Origin of the sequence: Cohaesibacter intestini, assembly GCF_003324485.1 — a bacterium.
Taxonomy (GTDB): Bacteria; Pseudomonadota; Alphaproteobacteria; order Rhizobiales; family Cohaesibacteraceae; genus Cohaesibacter; species Cohaesibacter intestini.
Map to the genome: position 1 here is coordinate 180,592 of NZ_QODK01000006.1, position 20,038 is coordinate 200,629.

General features: G+C 55.3%; 11 protein-coding genes. 7 read left to right on the forward strand and 4 right to left on the reverse strand.

Going from position 1 to position 20,038, the window contains the following annotated elements:
• The first annotated feature begins 206 nt into the window (after window positions 1–206).
• From DSD30_RS18815 to DSD30_RS21660, 7 genes are all read left to right on the forward strand, one after another.
• A complete protein-coding gene (locus DSD30_RS18815; RefSeq protein ID WP_114011278.1) occupies window positions 207–1,178 on the forward strand; it encodes an ABC transporter substrate-binding protein in 972 nt (323 codons plus the stop codon).
• Window positions 1,178–2,911, forward strand: a complete 1,734-nt coding sequence (locus tag DSD30_RS18820) for an ABC transporter permease (RefSeq protein ID WP_114011279.1) — start codon at window positions 1,178–1,180, stop codon at window positions 2,909–2,911. Before DSD30_RS18815 ends, DSD30_RS18820 begins: the two co-directional genes overlap by 1 nt.
• Window positions 2,899–3,966, forward strand: a complete 1,068-nt coding sequence (locus DSD30_RS18825; RefSeq protein ID WP_114011280.1) for an ABC transporter ATP-binding protein — start codon at window positions 2,899–2,901, stop codon at window positions 3,964–3,966. The genes DSD30_RS18820 and DSD30_RS18825 overlap by 13 nt, the downstream gene beginning before the upstream one ends.
• A gap of 137 nt (window positions 3,967–4,103) precedes the next feature.
• The gene (locus DSD30_RS18830; RefSeq protein WP_114011281.1) at window positions 4,104–4,565 is read left to right on the forward strand and encodes a hypothetical protein; all 462 of its coding nucleotides are present in this window, start codon (window positions 4,104–4,106) and stop codon (window positions 4,563–4,565) included.
• 617 nt (window positions 4,566–5,182) lie between these two features.
• Entirely contained in the window at window positions 5,183–10,663 is a 5,481-nt protein-coding gene (locus DSD30_RS18835) for a glutamate synthase-related protein (RefSeq protein ID WP_245418540.1), read from the forward strand.
• Between the two features lie 52 nt (window positions 10,664–10,715).
• A complete protein-coding gene (locus tag DSD30_RS18840) occupies window positions 10,716–12,467 on the forward strand; it encodes a diflavin oxidoreductase (RefSeq protein WP_114011282.1) in 1,752 nt (583 codons plus the stop codon).
• A 223-nt stretch (window positions 12,468–12,690) separates the two neighbouring features.
• Window positions 12,691–13,011 carry a YARHG domain-containing protein gene (locus DSD30_RS21660; RefSeq protein ID WP_157967774.1) on the forward strand — a complete coding sequence of 107 codons (321 nt, stop codon included), beginning with the start codon at window positions 12,691–12,693 and terminating at the stop codon, window positions 13,009–13,011.
• An 86-nt stretch (window positions 13,012–13,097) separates the two neighbouring features.
• On the opposite strand, the gene malQ is transcribed toward DSD30_RS21660, so the two are convergent.
• Genes malQ through glgC form a run of 4 tightly spaced genes read right to left on the reverse strand, consistent with a single transcriptional unit; the run spans window position 13,098 to window position 20,036 of the window.
• Window positions 13,098–15,212 (reverse strand): 4-alpha-glucanotransferase, encoded by a 2,115-nt coding sequence (gene malQ, locus DSD30_RS18850; RefSeq protein WP_114011284.1) that lies wholly within the window; start codon window positions 15,210–15,212, stop codon window positions 13,098–13,100.
• Window positions 15,209–17,338, reverse strand: coding sequence for a glycogen debranching protein GlgX (glgX, locus tag DSD30_RS18855; protein ID WP_245418541.1), 2,130 nt, complete (start codon window positions 17,336–17,338; stop codon window positions 15,209–15,211). The genes malQ and glgX overlap by 4 nt, the downstream gene beginning before the upstream one ends.
• A complete protein-coding gene (glgA, locus tag DSD30_RS18860; protein ID WP_114011285.1) occupies window positions 17,331–18,770 on the reverse strand; it encodes a glycogen synthase GlgA in 1,440 nt (479 codons plus the stop codon). The genes glgX and glgA overlap by 8 nt, the downstream gene beginning before the upstream one ends.
• On the reverse strand, window positions 18,771–20,036 hold the full coding sequence (gene glgC, locus DSD30_RS18865) for a glucose-1-phosphate adenylyltransferase (protein ID WP_114011286.1): 1,266 nt from the start codon (window positions 20,034–20,036) through the stop codon (window positions 18,771–18,773). It lies immediately after the preceding gene.
• Window positions 20,037–20,038: the final 2 nt, after the last annotated feature.

The window sequence follows — 20,038 nt, forward strand, 5'->3', positions numbered from 1 at the left end:
CCCCTTGTCTCTAGACACGGGGGTTTTCTTTTGCCGCCCTATACTTGTCTGGATTGCCTCATCCGACAGGTCTGTCATCAAACCGTTGCGCGTTTGTCAAAGGACTTTCACATCCGCGTCATGGCGGCTTCATCGTTCGGTCCTTAGATGCCGTCTTTATCGGCGCCCTGCGCTGCCCCCCGGATTCCATACTCGAGAGCAATCATATGCGGAAAATTGTTGTCACTTCTCTTCTCGCCGTCTGTCTGGCGACCCCAGCCCTGTCCGGCGACCTGGTTCTTTATACCAGTCAGCCAAATCAGGATGCCCAGCAGACCGTTGACGCCTTCATGGCCGCCAACCCTGATATCAAGGTCACCTGGGTGCGCGATGGCACCACCAAGGTCATGGCCAAATTGCAGGCCGAAATCGCGGCTGGCGATGTACGCCCGGACGTCTTGCTGATTGCCGACACGGTGACGTTGGAAAGCCTGAAGCAGGAAGGTCATCTGCAGGCCCACAAATCCGGCTTTGCCGCAGCCTATGATCCCGCGCTTTATGATGCGGAAGGCTTTTACTATTCAACCAAGCTGATCACCAGCGGTATCGTCTATAATACCGGTGTCAAGGGTCAGCCCCAAAGCTGGCAGGATCTGGCCAAAGGCGACATGAAAGGCATGATTGCCATGCCAAGCCCACTTTATTCGGGCGCGGCGCTGATCCATCTGGCAACCCTGACAGGCAATGACCAGTTGGGATGGGACTATTATGAAGCATTGGCAAAGAATGATGCACGTGCCAAGGGTGGCAATGGTGGCACATTCAAGGCCGTCGCGTCTGGCGAAAAGCCATATGGCGTGGTTGTCGATTTCCTCGCCATCCGCAATAAGGCCAAAGGCTCCCCGGTTGAGTTTGTTTTCCCAAAAGAAGGTGTTTCCTACGTCACGGAGCCGGTCGCCATTCTGAAAACCGCCAAGAATGTTGAAGCCGCGCAGAAGTTTGTCGACTTCCTGCTGTCTGATGCAGGCCAGCAGCTGGTTCTGGATCAGGGATATATTCCAGCCAAGTCTGACATGGCTGTGCCTGCCGGCTTCCCTGCTCGTGATCAGATCAAGCTGATGGCATTTGATCCTGCCGCTGCCCTGAAGAATGCCGATGACAACAAGAAACACTTTGCCGAGTTGTTCGGAGTGAAATAATGCCCCCACGCCCTATTGGGTATGGAGGTGTATTTCACACATTTACTGGCCGGTCTTCTGACCGGTCAGGCCTTTTTCTACCCATTCTTGCCCCGATCATCACCCTGTTATGTCTGGTTCCGATCCTGCGTCTGATGCTTGAAGGCGTCTTGATCGATGGTAGTTTTTCATCGGATCATTTGCTTACGGTCTTTCAGGCATCCCAGACCTGGTACGCGACGTGGCACTCGGTATCCATTTCGGCTCTGGGAACGCTGATCGCGCTGTTGCTTGGTGGGCTGTTTGCCTTTCTTGTGGCGTTGACCAACATCAGGGGCAAGACCGCTCTCGTCTTTTGCTTCATGTTGCCGATGATGATCCCGCCGCAGATCACCGCCCTGTCATGGCTGCAATTGTTTGGCCCAACGAGTGCTCTTCTAAAGATGCTGAACCTTGCCCCACCGCTGGGCTCGCCTCAGCCGCTCTATTCCTTTCAGGGTATCGCGCTGTTGTTGGGCATCCAGCATGGGTCGATCATTTTCCTGATCTTGCGGGCGGCGCTCCGCCAACTGCCGCGTGAACAGGTCGAAGCAGCACGGCTGGCTGGCGCTTCGAGCTGGCAGGTCTGGCGCGATATTGTGCTGCCAATTACCAGCCCTGCGTTGATTGCCGGTATCGCCATGACCTTTGTCACCGCAATAGGCAATTTCGGCATTCCGGCGATGTTGGGCATTCCGGCCAATATCCAAATGTTGCCGACCCTGATTTACTCGAAACTATCCTCTTTTGGCCCGTCGATCCTGTCGGAAGTGGCCATATTGGCGATCCTGATCGGGCTGATTGCCACGATTGGCGTGATGCTGCATCACTGGCTGGTTCGGGGCAAATCCTTTCGGCTGCATGGGGTGGTAGGGCGGCCTTTGGCCTTATCGCTGGGGCGCTATCGTCTGGCGGTCGAGCTGGGACTTTGGGCTTTGCTCGGCATTATCTTTGTCATTCCGATGCTGGCGTTGATTTCGGCCTCTCTGGTGCCTGCTTTTGGCCTGACGCTATCAGCAGAAACGGCCAGCCTTGAAGCCTATCGCGAAGTGCTGTTCCGCCAAGGGGCAACGATTCGGGCCTTTGGCAACAGCTTTGCCCTTTCGCTTGGCGCGGCCCTGATGCTGTTTGCTCTCACCGTGCCGCTTGCCTATGGCATGAACCGGGAGAAGAACCGGCTGGCCTATCTGCTGAATATTTTGGTCGAGGTGCCCTATGCCCTGCCGGGGATCGTGTTGGCCATTGCCTGCATCCTGACTTTCCAACGCATTCCGCTGATTGACGTTAGTCTCTATGGCACGCTGGCAATCATCTTTGTTGCCTATCTGGCGCGGTTCTTTGTCATATCACTGAGACCTGTCCTCAGCTCTTTCCAGCAGATGGACCCCAATCTGGAAGAAGCGGCACAGGCCTGTGGTGCTTCGCGTGGGCGACGGATCATCGACATCCTGCTGCCTGCAGTGGCTCCATCCGCCGCGGCGGGCGGTTTGCTGGTCTTTCTCACGGCCTTTAATGAGTTGACCGTGTCCGCCCTTTTGTGGTCCTCGGGCAACGAGACGCTTGGGGTGATCATTTTCAATCTGGATGACAGTGGCGACAGCGTGCTCGCCTCTGCTGTTGCCGTGCTGGTGGTCGCCGTCATTCTGGTGCTGATGGCGCTGGTCGAACTGCTCGGCAATCAATTGCCCAAAGGAGTGGTTCCATGGCGAAGCTGAGTTTTGATCGTGTCAGCAAACGCTTTGGCGATGTTGATGTCCTCAAAGCAGTGTCTCTCGACATCGAAGATGGGGAGTTGATAGCCCTGCTCGGCCCGTCCGGTTGCGGCAAGACCACCATGCTGCGGCTGGCGGCCGGATTTGAGCATCCCAATGCCGGAATCATAGCAAAGGACAATGCAATCCTTTCCAATGAAAGCATTCATCTGGCGCCCGAAGAGCGCAATATGGGCATTGTCTTTCAGTCTTATGCGCTCTGGCCCCATATGTCGGTGGCCGACAATATCGCCTACCCTTTGAAGATACGCCGGGTATCTCAGCGTGAGTTGGACGAGACCCTGTCGATGGCCTTGGATGTGGTGTCCCTGACTAACTTTGCGGACGCCTCACCCTCCACCCTGTCTGGCGGTCAACGCCAAAGGGTGGCGCTGGCCCGTTGTCTGGTGATGAATCCTGATGCGGTGCTGCTTGATGAACCTCTGGCCAATCTGGATGCCCATCTTCGCGAAGTGATGCAACAGACCTTCATGGACTTTCACGCCCGCACCCAAACCACAATGGTCTATGTCACCCATGATCAAGCAGAAGCGATGGCGATGGCGGACCGGATCGCCGTGATGTTTGATGGCGAAATAGCACAGGTGGCCAGACCACAGGATCTTTACCAGCAGCCAGCCAACGAACGGGTCGCCCGTTTCATCGGTCAAAGTGCCATCCTGACTGGTCATCTGGAGGGCTGCGGAGGTGGTGCCACACGAGACGTGGTGGTCAATGGACAGGTCTTCAAGGTGCGCCAAAGCGAAAGCGTGAATGGGCTCGCAGATGCCAGTGCTGTGCGTGTCTGCGTCAGACCCGAGCATGTACAGCTGCATCAGGAGTGCGGGTTGGCTGCGCGCGTGAGTGGTTGTTCCTATCTGGGCGAACGCTATCGCCTGCATTTGCAGATGCCGGACGAGACATCTGTCGCAGCCTATGCCAACCAACCGGCAAAAATTGGAGAAATGCTTCGCTTCACCTTCACCGATGGCTGGGCCTTTGGTCAGGCCGTGGCTTAGTTGCGCGTGCAAATCCTCTAACTCAGAATCGCATTTTGAGGAAAATATCATTTCTTCTGTTTTTGTTTGAACCGATCGTTGCCTCACGACGACCCATGAGTGACGCAGCTGTCAGAGTTCAACAATGGAGTATCCTCATGTCACGCTCAATGCTTACCTCTTCCACCTTTGCCGCAACCATTGCGCTTGTCGGAGGCTTGACGATCGGCACCAACGCCCAGGCGGCAAATGACTATGTGCTGATGTGCAATCCGGGCCAGCAGATGCAGGCTGTTGCCGGGCAACGCGTGTCAACGCAGGAAGCCTTTGCCACTCTCACCTTTCGTCCTGCCTCCACCGGGGCTGCGGCACGCGCACCACGCAGCGGCGAATGTGCCTGGTCTGATCGGGGTTTTCGACCCGGAGAGCCAAACAAACTGATGTTTCGGGACAATGGCAAATGGGTTCAGAGCCTGTGCTCCTCTCGGGGCTGCACATTCCGAACCAATAGCCGCGGCATTCAAACGATGATGAATGCGGTCAAGGGTGGGCGCCCATTCGTTGTGCGGGCTTATAATGACCGGCGAGGCAATATGGTCATCACACGCTTTGGCCCATAAAGGCCACGCATATTTCATAACCAGACTCTTTGCTCGGCAGCCCTCTTGCCGCCGCAGAAGATACTGAATACAATTGTTTCATAACCAAATGGGCTACAGTCTCTATGACTGTGGCCTTTTGACGCAGAAATTCCCACAAATCCGGGCCTTTTTGCAAGTTTTGGCAAACGGAACAATCGTATTTAATTCACGGCTTAAGAGAAACAATTGCGCATTTTGAGCCTTAAAACAGCCTTTTAGTGCAAAATGTCTTCGTTTTTTGCCCTTCGACGCTTGACGGTTCTTTGCTTAACATTTACGCACTTGGGCAGTTCTGAAATCTATTTTCTCGGCAACCTTTTTATTTACAATGGTTGTCCGGGATTTTTGCGCCCCGAACCGCTAGAGTTCGATACGGATGCCGCAAATGTGAGCAGATCGCCACAGATACTCTCACAAGGCACAGGGCGCGAGGCACCGGACCGGGTGCCGTTGGCGACAGAGCCGGCGACCAGACGATCGCCGTCACTAAGGGCATAGCTGCCCGGTTTCGAGAAAAGACAGCGGTCTGTCCCTCTCGGGTTCACAATTAGAGCCCGGAATGCGGATCGCAGACCTAAAAAGTGAGGACTTACGGTTTGGAACAGTCTCAGCATTCTTATGGCCTTTATGACCACAGCTTTGAAAAAAGCAGTTGCGGCGTCGGTTTCATGACCTACAAATCCGGGGTGCAGACCCATGATGTTCTGGTCAAGGGGCACGAAGCTCTTTGCACCATTCCCCATCGTGGCGGCATGAGCTCTGAAGGTGTAGGCGATGGTGCGGGGGTATGCGTCGACTTGTCCCTGTCCTTCTTCCGCAAGATCACAGGCATGAGCAAACTTGAGCTTGGTGAGTTCGGCGTTGGCAACTTCTTCCTGCCTGCGGACAAACGCTCTTGGGATGCAGCCGACAAGCTGATCAAGGAAAGCCTTCAGAAGCATGATCTGCGGATCATTCTCGTGCGTGACGCACCGGTCAACAATGCAGTCATTCGCCCTGCTGCCGTCAAATTTATGCTGACGGTGCATCAGGTCGTCTTTATCAAACCCAATGACATGGATGCCAAGACCTTTGATCGCCGCATTCACGATGCGCTGATGTCGATCGAAGAGGTGGCCTATCTCGAGCCGAGCCTCAAGGGCCTCTATCCCCTGTCGATGTCTGCCCATACGCAGGTTTACAAGGGCCGTCTCAATTCCAATGAGATCATTCCCTATTTCATCGATCTGATGGACGAAGACCACGAAATTCACTCGATGTTCTTCCATACCCGCTTCTCGACCAACACCGAGCCGCAGCCTTCCATGGCGCAGCCCTTCCGGTTGATGGCGCATAACGGCGAGTTGAACACCGACAAAAAGAACCGTCTGTCTGAAGCTGCAATCGCGCAGATGAAGAACCAGCAGATCTATTCCCCTCCGGGTCAGTCGGATTCTGCCCGTCTTGACCAGACGCTGGAACGGCGTCTGATAGAAGATGATCTGGATCTGATCACCGCCGTTGTGGCAATGATGCCTCCGGCATGGGAAAATGATCGTCGCTTCAGCGAAGATGTTCAGGTAATGCTCGAATATTTCTCTCTTTATGAAGAGAAGAATGACGGCCCTGCTGCGTTGATTTTCGGCAATGGTACCGTAATCGGTGCTCGGCTTGATCGCCTTGGGCTACGCCCGCTGCGCTCGGTTGAAACCGACGACTATCTGTGCGTGATGTCCGAAGCCGGTCAGATTGACTTCGAACCGGACAGCATTATCCGTCGTGGCCGGATCGAGGCTGGCGGCATGCTTTATTTCGACCACGAAACGAAGAAGTCCTACACCTCTGCCGACGCGCTGGAAATGCTTGCCAAGAAGCGTGATTATCGCGCCCTGCTCGAAAAGGCCCGCAACAATCTTGCCGATCTGCCGCAGAAGGAAGGCGAAACGGAAGTATCCGCCGACTTCAACGATGTTCAGCGTTCGGTTGCCTATGGTCTCAATCAGGAAAGCTATAAATTCCTGCTCGACCCGATGATGCAGGCAGGCTCGGAGAAAATTTCGGCCATGGGCTATGGCGTCGCCATCAACTCGCTGACCAATCAGGAAGGCGGCATGGCGAAGTATTTCTCGCAGCGTTTTGCGCAGGTGACCAACCCGCCGCTCGACAGCCTGCGGGAAGCCGATGGCATGACCCTGCGTGTGGCGCTGGGGCCAAAGCCCCACTTCAATCATGAAGAAACCAAGCAGTTGGTTGTTCAGAGCCCTGTTCTCTCGCCTGACGATCTGGCCACCATTCGTGCCCAGAGCGATGTGAAGGTCACCGAAATCGAGATGGTATTCGAGATCGATCACAATGCGGGCAGCGCCAAGGCTCAGGATGACCTGATTGCTGCGGTTGATGGGGTTTGCGATCAGGTGGAGAAAGCGGCTCGTGAACGTGGCGGCATCATCATTCTGTCCGATGCAATGGTCGATCAAAAACTGGCTGCAATCCCGCTGCCGCTGATGATCTCGGCAGCCAACCAGCGACTGATCGAACAGGGTTTGCGCTTCCGGGTGTCCATCATCGCCGAAAGCGGCCAGATCGCCTCGGCCCACCAGGTTGCGACAACCCTTGGTTTCGGGGCCTCTGCGCTGATGCCGATTGTTGTTGAAGCCCGTGCCAAGTTGTTCGCCAAAGGCGATGCTGCCGAAATAAAAGCTGGCATAGCCCGCTATATCAAGGCGGCCAACAAGTCATTGATGAAAACCATGGGCAAGGTCGGTCTGTGCACCGCCGAAAGCTATATTGGCGGCGAGTTTTTCGAGCCGAACTTCCTTGATACCGACGAAGAAATCCTCAAGCGCTACTTCCCGAACATGCGCAACACGGTTGGCGGCGTGAATTTTGCCGCTATCGCGCAGAGCGTTGTCGACTGGCACAAACGCGCCTGTCAGGTAGAGAAGGAAGAAGACATTCCGCTGTTGGGCCTGTTCAAGGAACGCTCCGAAGGCGCTGGCCATACCTACGGCACTGCCGCCGTGCGTGGCTTCGTGGAGATGACCGAAGAGCCGATCCAGAGCAACAAGCCATCCGGGGATGCCGATGACATCGACACGACGGACCTGCGCTTGTTGCAAGTCGCGCGGTTGCAAGATGCCTATGGCAAGGGCTCGGAGGCCTACAAGAATACCAGCTTCAGCCGTCTGACGCCGGAAGAGATTGACGCCTTCCAGATCACCGAGAGCTATCGGAAATTCTCACTTGATTTGTTCAAGGAGCGCGAAAAACGTCCTGCAGCCCTGCGTGATGTGCTGGCTTTCCCTGCCGATATCAACTGGGCCATGTCGGCGGATGAGTTTGCGCAGTCTTTGTTCCAGCATGATCTGGTTGGCAACAACAACTTCGTTGTGCGCGGCATGACTGTGGACTCAAATGGCGAAGGTCATTTTGACGTCACGCTGACAGAGAATGCCACCCATGACCGGTTGATCGCGCTGACGGTTGCGCTCAAAGGCAAATTTGGCAAGGAACTCGAAAGCCTTGAAACCGAAGATGATGTCATTCACATCAAGGCATCCGGTCAGGCAAACTTCTATTTCGACCATGTGAAGTCGGCCAATCCGAAGCTTCCTCTGGATGCAATCCAGCCTGCGCACGAAGTAACGGCAACCCTGGCCTCGGGCGCCATGTCTCACGGTGCTCTGGTTGCGCCAGCCCACGAAGCGGTGGCGCATGGCACGAACATGGCCGGCGGCTTCTCCAACTCTGGTGAAGGGGGGGAGCATTTCACCCGCTATGGCACCATTCGTTCCAGCCGCATCAAGCAGCTGGCATCTGGTCGTTTTGGTGTCTGGACCGGTTATCTGGCCGACCCGACCCTTGAAGAGCTGGAAATCAAGATCGCACAGGGTGCAAAGCCCGGTGAAGGCGGTCAGCTGCCCGGCAAGAAGGTGACGGTGGAAATCGCGGCGGCCCGTGGCGGCACGCCGGGGGTAGAACTGATCTCCCCTCCACCGCATCACGACACCTATTCGATCGAGGATTTGGCACAGCTGATCCACGATGCAAAAGCAGCCCGCGTGCGGGTTATCGTCAAGCTCGTATCGTCCGAGGGCATTGGCACGATTGCGGTTGGCGTGGCCAAGGCTGGCGCCGATGTGATCAACATAGCCGGCAACACCGGTGGCACGGGTGCGGCGGCAGTGACGTCGTTGAAAAATACTGGCCGGGCTGCAGAAATCGGCCTTGCGGAAGTGCATCAGGCGCTGTGTGTCAACGGGTTGCGCGAGAAGGTTATTCTGCGGTGCTCGAACGCCCATCAGACGGCCTCCGACGTTGTCAAATCGGCCCTTCTGGGTGGGGACAGCTTTGAGTTTGGTACCACGGCTCTGATGATGCTGAAATGCGTCATGGCGAAAAACTGCAACGTCAAATGCCCAGCCGGTCTGACCACCAACTCCGAAGTGTTTGATGGTGATCCACGGGCGCTGGCCCAGTATCTGCTGAACATTGCTCACGAGGTGCGCGAAATTCTTGCAGGCCTTGGCTTCAAGAGCCTGAAGGAAGCGCGGGGCCGTGCGGACTATCTGCATCTGGTCAAGCATCCAAGCGCCATCGGTCAGATGGATTTGCGCAAAATGTTGCAGGTGGTCCATGAGGTCAAAATCAAGGAGCCAGTCTATCTCGAAGCCAATTTTGATGTCGACAACCAGCTCTTGAAAGACTTCAAAAATCAGGCTGTTCAGCGTCATCAGAGCCGGGTCAAGCTGGTGGTCGAGAAGAAACTCGACAACCGCAACAAGACCGTTGGTGGCCAGTTGGCGATCGATATCGAGCGTATGCTGCAGCATGAATTGTCGGAAAAACATCTGGCATCCATGCCAATAATCTATACCGATGACCGTGGCCGCAACCTGATCAAGCCGGAGTTGCTGGAAATCCATACCCATGGATCTGCCGGTCAGTCCTATGCTGCTTTCTGCAACTCGGGCATGGTGTTCCATCATACCGGCACCTGCAACGACGGTGTTGGCAAGGGGGCATCCGGCGGCAACATTGCCATCCATTCTCCGGGTGGCGGTGAGACCGAAAACTATCTCATCGGCAACTTTGCCCTGTTCGGTGCATCCGGCTCGGCCCTGTTTGTCGAAGGGGGAGCCGGTGACCGCTTCGGTGTTCGTAACTCCGGTGCGACGGCGGTGGTCGAAGGCGTTGGTGATTTCTGCTGCGAATATATGACCAATGGCGCCATCATGAACCTTGGTGGCTTTGGCAAGGGCTTCTGCAACGGCATGTCCGGTGGTGTGGCCTATCAGTATGATCCGTATGATCAGCTGGAATCGCTCTACAGCCATGACTCGGTCAAACTGCACCGCCTTGATACGGACAGTGACCGCGCCAAGCTGCACCGGATCGCGGTGAAAACGCTGTTGGAACGGCATGTAAAATTCACCAATTCGGCCAAGGCCCGCTTCCTTCTGGAGAATTTTGAAACAGAACTCGCTAACTTCAAGTTTGCGACCCCTCTGGCGCTCGAAACCTACCAGAACTATGAGGCGATCCTGAAAGCCAATACGCCAAAAGAGCTGACCGAAGAGCTGGCACAGGCTCTGGTTTCCTACCAGATCCGCAAGTTCAAGGAAGCCTATCGCGATGGCAAACTGGTCGCGAACGGCATGGTGCCTCAGCAGGGTCAGAACGACACCAAGCTGATGTATGAGCTGCTCAACAACTACACCGTCATCAACATGGCGCAACAGATCGTCAAAGGCCGCTACAAGGGGCAGGATATCGATGATGCAACGCTCAATTCTGGCGTTCGCAAATTGATCCTCACCGAGGACTTTACGCTGATGACCAAGTTGGCGGCGATCGCCCGTCAGGCTCTGTCAGGCTATTCCGACATGGAAATTGCCGTGATGGTGTCCGACAAGCGGATGAAAGACTACAAGACGGCCCTGTCCAACCGGAATGTCCGGCTGATGGATTCCATTGGAACCTATGGCTGGATCCTGCTGCAGGATCGACTGAACCGTGAAGCCATGGGCACATTGCCCGACTTTGAAGCCCTTTTTGCTTCAACGTCCAGCATCGAGCTGATCAAGCAGGTGTCTTAGGACACCTGCCGTTCCGCCCGCCTCGCCCATTCCAACGAACGGATCACATATCATGAACCTCCCGTTTCTTCCTGATGACGCGCCCTTCTCCAGCGATCAGAAATCATGGCTGGCCGGTTTTTATGCCGGTTTGCACTCCCAGATGCTGCAGGGTCAGCAGGCTTCCGCTCAGGAATCAACCGCAAGCCTGACCGCCCATATTCTGTTTGGCACGCAGACGGGCAACTCGGAGTCGGTTGCTGAAGATCTTGGGGCGTCGATGCGCTCCAATGGCATCAATGCAAGCGTTGCATCGCTCGACGATATCGAAGTTGAAGACCTGCTCAAAATGGACTTTGTCTTCATCGTCACGTCCACCTATGGCGAAGGCGAAATGCCGGACAATGCCGAGTTGTTCTGGGATGCATTTAAGGCCACCACCGCGCCGCGTCTGGAGCATATGCAGTTTGCCGTTCTGGCGCTGGGCGATACGGCCTATGACGAATTCTGTGAAGCAGGCAAACAATTCGACCTGCGCTTTGAGCAGCTGGGCGCCAAACGGCTGGTGCCGCGCGTCGATTGCGATGTTGATTTCGAAGAACCGGCTGAAAGCTGGACCAATGAGGTTCTGGCTGAACTTGCCAAGCAGAAGCCTGCCGGGTCTGGCGATGCGGTCACCCCTGCGGCAGCCGCACAGAAACCGGAAAAATCCAAATGGACCCGGAAAAACCCATTTTTGGCTCCGGTCACGGTCAATCGCCTCCTGTCCGGCGAAGGATCAGCCAAGGAAATTCGCCATTACGAGTTTGATCTGTCGAATGACGGACCAAAATACGAAGCAGGCGATGCACTGAATGTCATTCCGACCAACGATCCGGCTTTGGTGGCCGATTGGCTGGCGCATCTGGGTGTCTCGGGTGATACAGCGATCACGGGCAAGGACAAGTCCCTTGAGGCATTGCTGTTCAGTCAGTTCGAGATTTCGACCCCGAACAGCGAGTTCGTCAAAGCGGTGTGCGAGCGGGCCAATGACGACCATCTGGCCCACATTGTTGGCCATGGCGACAAGGAGGCCATGGAGGCCTATCTGTGGTCCAAGGATGCGCTTGATCTGTTGCGGCTACATCCGGAAGTCAAGTTTTCCCCTGACGAACTGGTTTCGATGTTCAAGCCTTTGCAGCATCGTGCCTATTCGATTTCCTCCAGCTCCAAAAAATTCGAGGATTCGGTTCATCTGACGATCGCGTCTGTTCGGTATGAGAGCCACGGACGCAAACATGGGGGCGTTGCTTCCTGTTTCCTCGCAGACCGCGTTGGTGACGATGCTTCAAAGGTCTTCATTTCACCAAACAAGGCCTTCCGAGTGCCGGAAAATGGCGATGTGCCGATGATCATGGTGGGTCCCGGTACTGGCATTGCGCCATTCCGCGCCTTCCTGCAGGAGCGTGAAGCACTGGGTGCTGGTGGCATGAACTGGTTGTTCTTTGGCGATCAGCATGAAAAATGCGATTTCATCTACAAGGACGAACTGGCTGAGATGCAGGCGTCCGGCATATTGAACCGCCTCGACCTTGCTTTCTCGCGAGATCAGAAAGAAAAGATCTATGTTCAGACGCGGATGAAGGAAAATGGCAAGGACCTGTTTGCAGCGCTCGAGGAAGGCGGCCATTTCTATGTCTGTGGCGACGCGACCCGAATGGCGAAAGATGTCGACCAAGCCCTGCATAATGTGATTGCCGAACATGGCGGCCTGGATGAAGATCAGGCTGTCGACTATGTCAACCGCCTCAAAAAAGACAAACGCTATGTCCGCGACGTCTACTGAATAGCGTAGTCTCGAATCCATGATGAAAGCCGGCCCTCTGGGTCGGCTTTCTTGTGGGCCCTGTTGGAGAGAAGACAGACCAACTGGCCCTACGCCTTTCTATCTTCTTGCCTATTATGATCTAGTACACCCCACTTCCTTGTTGAACATTTCGCGTTGGCGTATAGTGGGGATGTTCAGGTTCATCATGGCGAGGCGTGGTTGGTCTTGCCCGGAGGCTTTCATGGTTAGAATTCATTCCTTGCTGTCGGTCCTATTGCTGGCAACCGGCTTTTTCATTTCGAGCTCACTTCTCTCCAACACCGAAGGTCAGTTCAGCTTCACCGGTTTGGCCCAAGCACAGAGCTACCAATATATGAGCTGCAATCAATTGTGGCATGCGCGCAATGCGATCTATGCCCGTCAGGGCTACTGCTTCAAAACCCGCCGCGCTCGCCAGGTTTTCGGCCCACGATGCTATGCGCCATGGGGTCGGTTGACCGCTTCGCAGCAACGGCGTGTCAATCGCATCGTGAGTTGGGAGCGGCGCTTTGGCTGCCGTTAAGACCCGTTGAAACTGATGCCTGATCAGGTCATCGGATCAGAATAACAAAGCCCCGCAATCGGTTGATTGCGGGGCTTTTTGTTTGACTAGTGGATCGATTGTTCGTCTGGATTTTCAAGTCCCGAAGGCGGGTCGATGTTGCGGCCATTGCGCGCCATCATGTCCGATATCTTCTGAAAACCCGGAGCTGTATCAAGGTCTGTGAGGCTCAACGCGTATTTGCGGCGCCAGTTTGGATGCTCATCGATGGTGCCGGGCAGGTTTTGTGCCTCTTCCTGACCAAGCACATCATCCATCTGCACGGATATCATCGCCACCTTGGAGGCTGCGAGCTTTCCATGCACGACGTCGAACAGATGGTCGAAACTGTCATCCATACTGCCGTCTTCGCCGTTCATCGCAGCAAGTGCCGACACATCCCGTCGGCGACTTTCCTTGGCTTCGTGAGAATGGCGGCTGCCATCTCCACTCAGGCGATCGCGCCAGACAATGTCACTGCCGCTTAAGTATCCCTTGAGCGTGGGCGTATCATGGGTACTGAAGCAGGCAAGGCTGTATTGGCGCAGATCATCTGGATGCTTGAAAGCACCATCGGGCCATTTCTCATATTGCAGGACCGAATAACCATAGACACCACGCGCCTGAACCTTTTCGCGGAAACCTTCTGGCACAAGTCCCAGATCTTCGCCGATGATCGATGTTCCAGATGCATTCGCCTCAATGGACAGAATGGCTAGGAAAACATCCATTGGCTGAGATACATAAGCCCCCGGGCTGCCATCCTCTGGGATCCAGAAGCTGCGATTGAGGCCGAGCACATGGTCAATCCGCAGGATACCAGCATGACGCATTGCCGACTGATAGATCTTGCGCAGGCTGCGATATTTGTTCAAGGCGAGCTTTTTGGGGGCATAGGTCATCAGCCCCCAATTCTGGCCGTCAGGTCCGAGTTGATCGGGTGGAGCCCCCAGAGAAACGCCCATGGCAACACTGTCAGCCTCGCACCAGCTTTCCGCACCGCCATGGCGCGCACCGACTGCCAAATCGAGATAGAGCCCCATCGAGCGGCCATCGGCGGAGGCGCGGCGCTGCGCGTCGGCAAGCTGGGTTTCGGCGACCCATTGTAGCCAGGCATGGAAGTCGATCCGGGCAGCCAGACGGGTACGATGCTGATCGAGCGCAGTTGCGTCCCGGTCTCGCACAGCTGCCGGCCAGCGGCGCCAATCCTGCCCATAAAGCTCGGAAAGCGCCTCAAACAAAGCGAAACGTTCGAGATAGTCACCACTTGCCTGCCGATGGGTCTGGAAGCACATTTTGCTTTCCGCACTCGCATGGGCATTAAACAAGGTATGGAGATCGCGCAAAGCGGCATTATGACAGATCCGGTGATCGCGATACCGCACGCTTTCAGATCGGCGCAGTTCATCCCATTGCGCTTCCACGGTCTGGAACAGGGCCCGCGCCTCGGGGATCTGATCAAGACCGGGTACAAAGTCGGCTGCAATATGCTGCGTGTTGTAAAAGCCGCGGTGGCTCGGCGAATAAGGGCTCATGGCATCGAGATCATTGAAGCCCAGCGTATGAACCGGGTTGATACCAACATAGCTGCCGCCAAGCGACAAGGTATACTCGGCCAGACGCGCCAGATCTTCATAGTCCCCCAGTCCGGAATTGCGCTCACTGCGCAGGCCATAAAGCGGCGCATTGAGGCCCCAGATGTGTGACTTTCCGGTCAGGCTTTCAATTGCAGGCGCACGATGCGGCGCACAGATAATGGTGACAATCTCACAGCGCCCTCCAACCTCGCAAATGAGATCATGAATGCCGGCTGGCAGTGCTGGCAGGGAGATATGGGTATCAGCAACACCCGACAGGCTGTCAGGATGGACCTGAGACCGCACGTCTTCGCTCAATTGATCATCGAGTTCGATATGCCACTTTGCGCCGAGGCCAAAATTGCATTCATAGCCATAGCCTGCCCCGGTGACCAGTTCATGGGGGAACCAGCGGTCTTCCTCCACAGCCACATAGAAGGCAATGGCCTCATCGATCATGGCCTCATTGTCCAGCGCCAGACCATTGGCCTTCAACAGGGCAATCTGGGTTTCGATCGACGTATTAACGAGATTACCGTCAAAGTCATTATAGTTGGGGTGAATTCCGAAATGTCTGGCAAGCAGATTGAGTTTGTCGACATTCATGATGGGTCAGTATCCACTTCAAGTATCAAGGCAACCACAGACGAACCGGAGACCTCCGTCGTTTCGTCGCGTGGCTCACGCTTTGGCGATTGGACCTGAAGTGCCGTGTCCACTGCTCTGACCCAGTGGTACCCTTCAGGATGTGGGGGCAGGACAACACTCGCAGCCACATTACTGCGATTGAAAATCAGGAAAACGACGTCGTCGTTGGTTTCGTAGGTCGGCGCTTCGGCACAGCAACGCAACGTGACGCAGATGCTCGACAGCCCCGGATCGCGCCATTGCAGCGGGAAGCCGGAAAAGTCGGTCCATCGCACGTCCGGCTGATCGTCTTCGGGCCGCTTGGCCCCATGAAGGAAGCGATCCTGTCGCAGCGTCTTGTGATCGCGGCGGAAATCCGACAGATAGGACACAAAGGCCTTCAGGTTGTCATCTGTCTTGTCCCAACTGACCCAGCCAATTTCATTGTCCTGACAATAGGCATTGTTGTTGCCATGCTGGCTGTTGCCGATTTCGTCTCCGGCCAGCAACATCGGGGTGCCTTGAGAGAAGAAGAGCGTGGCGATGAAATTGCGCTGGCGGCGGTGGCGGCGAGCATTGATGACCGGATCGTCGGTATCCCCTTCAAAGCCGCAATTGTCGCTGTAATTGGCCCCATGGCCATCCATGTTGTTTTCGCCATTGGCCAGATTGTGCCGATTGTTGTATCGCACGATATCAGCCAGCGTGAAGCCGTCATGGGCAGAAATGAAGTTGACCGACGACCAAGCCCGACGCCCTGCCCGGTCAAACTTGTCCGCCGAGCCCAGCAAACGCGAGGCGAGATCCGGCGTGGTTTGCGGATCCCCTTTCCAATAACGGCGGGTGGTGTCGCGGTAGCTGTCATTCCATTCGGAAAATTCAGGCGGAAAGCCCCCCAGACGATAGCCACCCGGGCCGATGTCCCATGGTTCGGCAATCAGTTTGACCTTTTGAAGCACCGGATCCTGCCGGATGGCATCAAGGAAACCGCCATAAAGGTCAAAGCCATGCTCTTCGCGGCAAACCGTAGTGGCAAGGTCAAACCTAAAGCCGTCAATGCCCATGCACTGAACCCAATAACGCAAGGAGTCGAGCACCATTCTCAACACATAGGGATGAGCCACATTGACCGTATTGCCTGTGCCGGTATCGTTGACATAATAGCGTGGCTGACCGGCGATCAGACGGTAATAGGAGGCGTTATCAAGACCACGGAAGGACAAGGTCGGGCCGTTCTGATTGCCTTCTGCCGTGTGGTTATAGACCACATCCAGATAGACCTTGATGCCAGATTCCTTGAGCCGCTGAACCATCGAGCGGAAGCCGAGAAGACCATTCGGCCCCATATAGCGAGGTTCGAGGGCAAAGAATCCCGCGGTGTTGTAGCCCCAATAGTTTTTGAGGCCGCGATTGATCAGAAACTCGTCATCAATGAAGGCGTGAACCGGCATGAGCTCAATCGCGGACACATTGAGCGAAAGCAAGTGGTCGATCATGGCATCGCTGCTCAAAGCTTCGTAGGTGCCGCGTATTTCTTCAGGCACTTGCGGATGCAACTTGGTCAGGCCTTTGACATGCGCCTCGTAGATCAGGTCTCTTCCGTTGATCGTCGCCGCTTCTGTCCGCAAAAACTGGTTCAGGGCCGGGTCGGAAACGACCGATTTTGGCACGCAACTGGCACTGTCGGCGGCCCCAAAGGTCAGATCACCGCCGGAGGCCCCTTTCTGGTAACCAAACAATGTGGCCGATGACGTCCACTTGCCATGCATCTCCCTTGTGTAGGGATCAAGCAGCAACTTGTTGGAATTGAACCGATGGCCCTGCTCTGGCGCATAAATGCCATGGGCGCGATAGCCGTAAAGCGTACCTGGCTTCAACCCCTCGACATAGGCGTGCCAGACCGGCCCCGTGCGCTCTGGCAAGGTGATACGATCAATCTCACGCCGCCCGTCGTCGGAAAAGAGACACAGGTCAATCTGACTGGCATTGGCAGAGAAGACGGCAAAGTTGGTGCCCTCTCCGTCGAAGTGAGCCCCCAAGGCATGGGGTTTGCCGCCAGAAATGTGGTATCGGGTGGAATGGTTGGTACGAATGGGACTACTCACGCATCAGGGATGAAAACAGTTTTTCATAGAGCGAAGCGGATTGATCCCAGCCAACTTCCTGAGTCATCGCGCGCCGCATCATGGTCTTCCATTGTTTCGAATTGGAAAAGAGATCACAAGTCTTGTTGATCGCCTTGTCGAGGCTGTCAACTGTGATTGGAGAGAATTGCACACCGGTTGCACATTTTGTCGCCAGAGCGGCCTCATTGGCGTCTATCACCGTATCTGCCAGTCCGCCAGTGCGCGCCACGACAGGAATGGTGCCGTACCGCAAACCATAGAGCTGTGTCAGCCCACAAGGCTCAAAGCGCGATGGAATGAGGATCGCATCCGAGCCACCCTGCAACATGTGGGACAGATCCTCGTTATATCCGATCTCGACACCAATGGTACCGGGGAAGCGCTCCGCCATCGCCTTGAAGCCATTTTCCAGCCAATGATCGCCAGATCCGAGCAAGGCCAGCCGAGCCCCGCGCTTGATGATCGTCGGGATCGTATCGAGGAGCAAATCCAGCCCTTTTTGCGACGTCAGACGCGAAATCACGCAGAAAAGCGGCGCATCATCGTTGCTGCGCAGGCCAAATTTCTCTTCGATCCACATCTTGTTGGTGGCACGGTGTTTGAGGGACCGTGGACCATAGGTCTTGATCAGAGCCGGATCAGTCTCCGGATTCCAGGTATCGGTATCGATGCCGTTCAAAATACCGCTGAGGTGATTGCGACGCGATTGCAGCAATCCTTCAAGCCCCATACCGAACTCATGGGTCAACAACTCGGTTGCGTAAGTCGGACTGACGGTGGAGATCCTGTCGGCCAGAGCCAGCCCCCCCTTGAGGAAGCCGACCTTGTGCCAATATTCATACCCGTCGATATTGAACAGCCCCTCAGACAGCCCAAGTGGCCCGCGCACCGATGAATCGAACAGGCCTTGGAAAGCAATATTGTGAATGGTCATGACCACCGGCGGTGCTGACCGCCCAGACTGGCTGAGATAGACGGGAACCAGTCCCGCCTGCCAGTCGTGGGCATTGATCACGTCTGGCTTCCAGCCGCCAATGCCGTCGAGCCCGATCTTGGCGCCAATCAACGAGAGAGCCCCAAAACGGATGGCATTGTCCTCCCAATCCTCACCATTCGGATTGAGATAAATCGAACCGGGACGGTCAAACAAATGTGCTGCCTCCAAAAGCAGCATATTCAGCCCCTTGGCACGCACGGCATGGACACGGGCGGGGCCGCCGAACAGGTCATCCAGTTCGATCAGCACTTCACCCTTGTCGAGCCATTTGTCAAAGGCCGGATAGGCGGGCACCAGAATGCGAACGTCATGGTCAAGAGCCTCAAGGGCCTTTGGAACCGATCCGATCACATCCGCCAAACCGCCCGTCTTAACGAAGGGCGCACATTCGGAGGCAACAAAAAGTACGTTCATTTACAGATCCAGTTTATCAATCATCTGCTGGGTGATGAGGCAAATTCCCTTATCGGTGCGGCGGAAACGCTTGGCATCAAGTTCAGGGTCTTCACCGACAACGAGCCCGGCCGGAATTTTTACATCGCGGTCAATCACGACATTTTTCAATTGAGCTTTTCGGTTGATCTCAACATAGGGCAGCGCCACAACGCCGCTGATCTTTGAATAGGAGTGCGCCTTGACGCCGGTAAACAGCAGACAACGGTTGAGCGCAGAACCGGAAATGATGCAGCCACCGGACACCATGGAGGAGACAGCCTGACCACGGCGGCCTTCTTCATCGTGGATGAATTTGGCGGGTGGGGTCAGTTCCTGATGGGTCCAGATCGGCCAATTGTTATCATAAATATCAAGCTCTGGAATGAAGTCGGTCAGGTCAATGTTGGCTTCCCAGAAAGCATCAATCGTGCCCACATCGCGCCAATATGGCTTTTGCTCAAGGCCGGACCGGATGCAGGAGCGGCTGAAGGGATGCGCCACGGCCTTGCCATGCTTGACGAGGCGCGGAATGATATCCTTGCCGAAATCATTGTTGGTATCCGGGCGGGAAGCTTCCTCACGCAAAATCTCATAAAGAAACTTGGATTCAAAGACATAGATACCCATCGACGCCAATGCACGGGTCGGGTCACCGGGCATATGAGGCGGATTGGCAGGTTTTTCCAAGAATTCAAGAATGCGGTCATTCTCGTCAACCTTCATCACCCCGAAAGCTGTGGCATCTTCCAGAGGCACCTCGATCGAGCCAACAGTCACATCGGCACCAGACTCCACATGCTGGCGAACCATCAATGCATAATCCTGTTTGTAGATGTGATCGCCCGCCAGAATAACGATATATTTGTCGCCGTAGCTCTCGAGAATATCGATATTCTGATAGATCGCGTCGGACGTGCCCTTATACCAGGCTTCCGTGTCCATGCGTTGGGAGGCTGGCAATATATCGAGATATTCGTTGCGTTCCTCACGGAAGAAGCTCCAGCCGCGTTGCAAATGGCGGATAAGGCTGTGGGCTTTGTATTGGGTTGCCACGCCAATGCGGCGAATGCCGGAATTGACCGCATTTGACAGGGCAAAGTCGATAATTCTGCTTTTGCCGCCAAAATACATTGCAGGCTTTGACCGTTTCTCTGTCAATTCCTGCAGGCGGCTTCCCTTGCCTCCGGCCAGAATGAAGGCCATCGACTGGTTTGCAAGTCTTGAAGTCTCGCGATCTAATTTCATGG